The 4,633-nt window shown below is 41.0% G+C and carries 2 protein-coding genes; both read right to left on the bottom strand.

Annotated elements, in window-relative coordinates:
• On the bottom strand, positions 1–2,871 hold a 2,871-nt coding region (locus LMU01S_RS09540; protein ID WP_169795912.1), incomplete at its 3' end, for a MucBP domain-containing protein.
• 87 nt (positions 2,872–2,958) lie between these two features.
• Positions 2,959–4,633 (bottom strand): mucin-binding protein (locus LMU01S_RS09535; protein WP_156470414.1); only part of this gene is annotated, 1,675 nt, incomplete at its 5' end.

Below are 4,633 nucleotides of genomic sequence, written 5' to 3'. Positions count from 1 at the left end.
TGCTTGGGGTAGATTCACTTTAGCACCAACATTACCTCTAACTGCAACTTGGGTGTTTGGTGCTACATTATTCCCTTGATCATCTTTGTAACTAACAGTGACCTTTGCTGGTTTTTCCTCTTTTGCCATGTATACATAAGTCACTGTATTCTCTGGCTCTAAGGTCACACTATCTCCCAATGCTTTAACAGCACCATTGAATCTGATCTCTTTTAGTTGATGTTTTAATAACATTGGTGCGTTACCTAACTTAACTGTATCACCTATATTGCCATTTAATATTGCTACTCCAAGAGGATTAACAGTTTGTCCTGCTTCGTTGACATATTTAAAGGTGACCTTTGCTGGGATCTTTAATCTTTCATAGTTATAGATCAAAGTATTATTTTCTGCCAACGTTACAGACGCGTTAGGTAATATTTCCCTTCCATTAAAGGTAGCTTGCGTAAATCGATAACCTCTCACATCAGGCGCAAGCGGTACCCTAACTTCTTCATCAATGTTACCACTGAATTTTACCTCATTCGTTGGTGTCAGCACATTTTCTCCCGCACGATAACTTACTGTAATATTCGCTACTACAGGATCCTTGAGATAAATATATTCTAATGTATTCTCAGCTGCCAAACTAACTGTGTTACCTACTTTACGCGGTACTTGATTAAAGACGATACTATCTAGCGTATAGCCCGAGATCGTTGGTGCTGCCGGTAAAGTCACATTTGCACCTACATTGCCCGCTAAACTAACTGGCTCACTGACATTGAGAACATTGCCTTTTGTATCCTTATACGTCACTGTTGTTCGCGCAGGCTTAGCATCTTCAGCATACTTATAGATCAATTCATTCGTAGCACCTAAGACTGTGTTCATTCCTGGATCGATACGTTCCCCATCGATCGTCGCCCCCACAAAATGATAATTTGTGATCACTGGGGCTGCTGGGATCTTTACACTGTCGCCCACGTTCCCACTCAATGTCACTGGTGTAGTAGGAACTAACACTTTATCTCCTGCACGATAACTTATCGTGACTTGAGCTGAAACTGCATTTTTATCATAAATATATTCTAACGTATTAGTCTTAGCTAACGTTACTTGGGTGCCAGCAGCTTTAGTAACACCATTGAACTTGATCTCTTTTAAGTTATAGCCTGAAACTTCTGGGGCTACTGGGATCGCTACACTTGACCCCACTTCTCCTGATAAGATCACTGGTCTTGTTGGTTGCAATTCTTGAGTACCAGCTTTATAACTGATATTTGTTGTGGCTATTTCAGCCATCTTTTTGTAAACGTACTCAAGGGTATTAGACTTGCTCAACGTTACTTTATCGCCTGTATGCTTGACTGCACCATTGAACTTGATCTCTTTTAAGTTATAGCCTGAAACTTCTGGAGCTGTTGGGATCGCTACATCACTACCAACACTTCCCGCTACTTTCACCTGTGTCTTTGGCGTGACATTAATTCCACTATCATCCTTGTATGTGATCGTAGTTTGTGCTTCTTCAACCGTTGTGTTTGCTTTCCGATAGCGATTTACGACCAATGTGATCGTATAATCATCTGGCGTTGCATTTTCCAGATCATCCATCTTCGTAACTGCAAATTTATCCTTTTTGGGATCATTATCATTGTATTTGATCAGATCGTGCGCAGCATTAGCGTAATAGTAGTCCGTCCCAACATAATCATATTGGCCTAACTTAGCTTCAGGTCTATTATTGATCTTATCTGCTATATTACCATCATAATCGTTGTAATCTTGAGCACCATTTTTCCCGACTTGATACTCGACTTTTGCTGATGCTGTCCCACTTTGCGCAGAAAAGCTCCCCGCTGCATACTCGTTGCCATTAGTTAGATCATACACCTTACCACTTCCTGTGATATGCCCGTAGATCGGCTTATCACCTGAACCTGATTCGGTGATTATATGCCCGTCTTGATCCATACTAATGATCACAGCTGCTGATCTTTCAAATTCCCTTAAAGCTGCGTCAGCCTTATAGTTATCCGTTTCTTTATAGCCTGTCTTGAATTCTGCTCTTTCTAGCTTTTTAAAGGCATTTATCAATGCTATATTGTTCATCACTTCTTTGAAGTCTTTAGCTTGATAAGCTGCTTGTAATTTCTTTACAAATGGATAATACACCGCATAATACGATAAGGCTCGCACCTTGGATTTGATCGGGTGCGGTGCTCTAGACAACATCTCTTCAGTAAATGTATCTTCTGATGTAGCCGACGAATATGTCGGATTAGATAAGATCGGTGTTGTTAAACTATTTTTTGCCATTAACCCTGATTCAAGATATCTTTTTAGCTCTTGCTCAGTAGTTGCTTTGGGTACGTCACTTTCCTCTTGGGCTGCTCGCATATCAACACTTCTAAATGCCGATCTAGGTGTATTTTGTTCAATTTGTGGTGTTTCTTGTGAAACTGTCTCAACTTGCGCATCAGCTGAAAGATCAGTCGTGACCACTTGATCATTATCTGCCACAGTTTCACTCGTATTTTCATTTGCTTGTTCTGCTACAGTTTCATTTGTGTTTTCATTTGCTTGTTCTGCTTCAACAGAAATGTTATTTGGGACCTGTTTATCAGTCTCAGTTACTTCTTCTGGTCCTAGCTGGCGCAATTCGCTTTCTATGTTATCCATTCCTTGATCTGATGGTGGATCTTCTTGGACAACTTCAGTATTCAATGTTTCTTCTTGGTCATCTGCCTTGGCTAATGATGGGAATAAAATTCCCATACCAACAACCGTCAACCCCATAACGACCCAGTTTTTCCCCGCCTTATACATCTTGTAATAGAGTTTTTCTTGCTGGGCTTTACGTAACTGATTGTATTTATATCTTTTCACTGATATTTCACACCCTTTTATTTATTCCGCTAGCTCAATAAATTCCTCTATCCCACCCGTCATCCTTTAAATATTTATCTTATTGAACTAGTCTCTCTTCTTTTTACGTCGTCTTTGACCTAGCTCTGTCGTTCCAAGTAGTGTTGCTCCACTCAAAAGACCTAATCCTAGTATCAATGAAGCTTTGTCCTTTTCATCACCTGTTTGTGGCAATTCTTCGACAACTTCACGATTTACTATCTGCATCTCATCATATTTCTGACCTGTTTCAAAACTTGCTGCTCGTTTTTCAGCCTGCTTTTCAACATGTGTCTTGCGAACTGTTCTTTCAACTACCTTATCTGGTGTTACCGGCTCTTCTGTCATCGTGTAATAGACAGTTTGACTTTGATCTTGCATATCAGGAGTTAAGACTCGACCAGCGATCACTAGTCTATCTGGTGTATAGCCTGCGATCGTTGGTACAACACTTGGATCGATCGTCCCATCTCCACTCCAGACCGTTTCGATCGTCTCACCGGTCACTTTATCCACTGTATATGTCGGAATAAATGTCCGTGTGATCACACTAGCTGTAACTACTGGTTCACCTGCATGCGGTCCGTTACCGTAGATATAGTTGATCGTATCATTTATCGTGACTGGCGTCCCTACAAGGGTCTCAGTCCCGTGTTTCAAGTAGACATAATAGTCCTGGACCTTACCTGGATCTTCATCAAATGTCCCTGCTGTTGCTTCTTTTTGTGCATAAACTAACTCATAACCTGCTACTAAATAATCACGCAATTGGTTGGTATAATCTGCTCCAGCCTCACCTGTCAGATGTTGGGCAAACTGCGCGATCTCTGTTCCATCACTTGGTAAAATATCTGTCGTGATATCTTTTCCATTGATGTCGATATAGTGAATATTTACTAACTGCTCTCCAGCATAATAACTGATCGTTTCTTCCATATCTGCTGTATCATACTCGACTTGAACTGCTGATACTTCGGTCTTGTCAGCTACATATCCTGTGATAGATGGACTTTCCACTACACTTGTACTTTGAGCTGGGCTCCAATCTGTCCGCACGACTTTTCCGGTCACTTTATCCACTGTTTCTTCGGAAGTGAAGGTATATGTCTTCGTATAGCTTGGTGCTGCTGGCGTTGCTTTTGCTGGCCCATTACCGTAAACATAATTGATCGTCTGGGTCACTTGTTTGTCTGCACCTACTCGTGTAAACATACCATGCACCACTCTTATTTGAACATTTTGATCAACTGTACTGTCAGAATCAAAGCTTGCTGGTAAAATATCATGTTCTACGATCTCATATCCCTTTTGGCGATATGCTTCGATGATCTGTTGATACTTTTGTAATGAAGTTACAGTTAGACTTGTGCCACTTTCACCTCGCGTCAACACTTCATCAGCAACTAATACCTTATCTTCAGTATTATCGATGATCGTATACGTTACATTTTGGATCTCGGCATCATAGTAGACTGTTTCCTCGATATCATCACTTGTTGGCGTGATAAACGCACCTTCCACGAACTGCTTATCCGGTGTATAACCTGCAATGCTTGGACTTGATATCTGCTCTAACTCGATCTTATCTGGACTCCATGTCGGTGTACCAACTTCTTGTTTAGTCACTTGATCGATCGTGTAGGTCGGTACAAAGACTTTTACGATTTTATCCTTTGGTACTACTGGTTGCCCGGCTTTAGAGCCTGTTCGATAGATATAATTGATCGTCCGACTAACTTTGACC

It is taken from the genome of Ligilactobacillus murinus DSM 20452 = NBRC 14221 (genome assembly GCF_001591685.1).
In the GTDB taxonomy this organism is placed as follows: domain Bacteria; phylum Bacillota; class Bacilli; order Lactobacillales; family Lactobacillaceae; genus Ligilactobacillus; species Ligilactobacillus murinus.
Note: the sequence above shows the minus strand (reverse complement) of the source record. Positions and strands in the feature narration are given on the sequence as shown.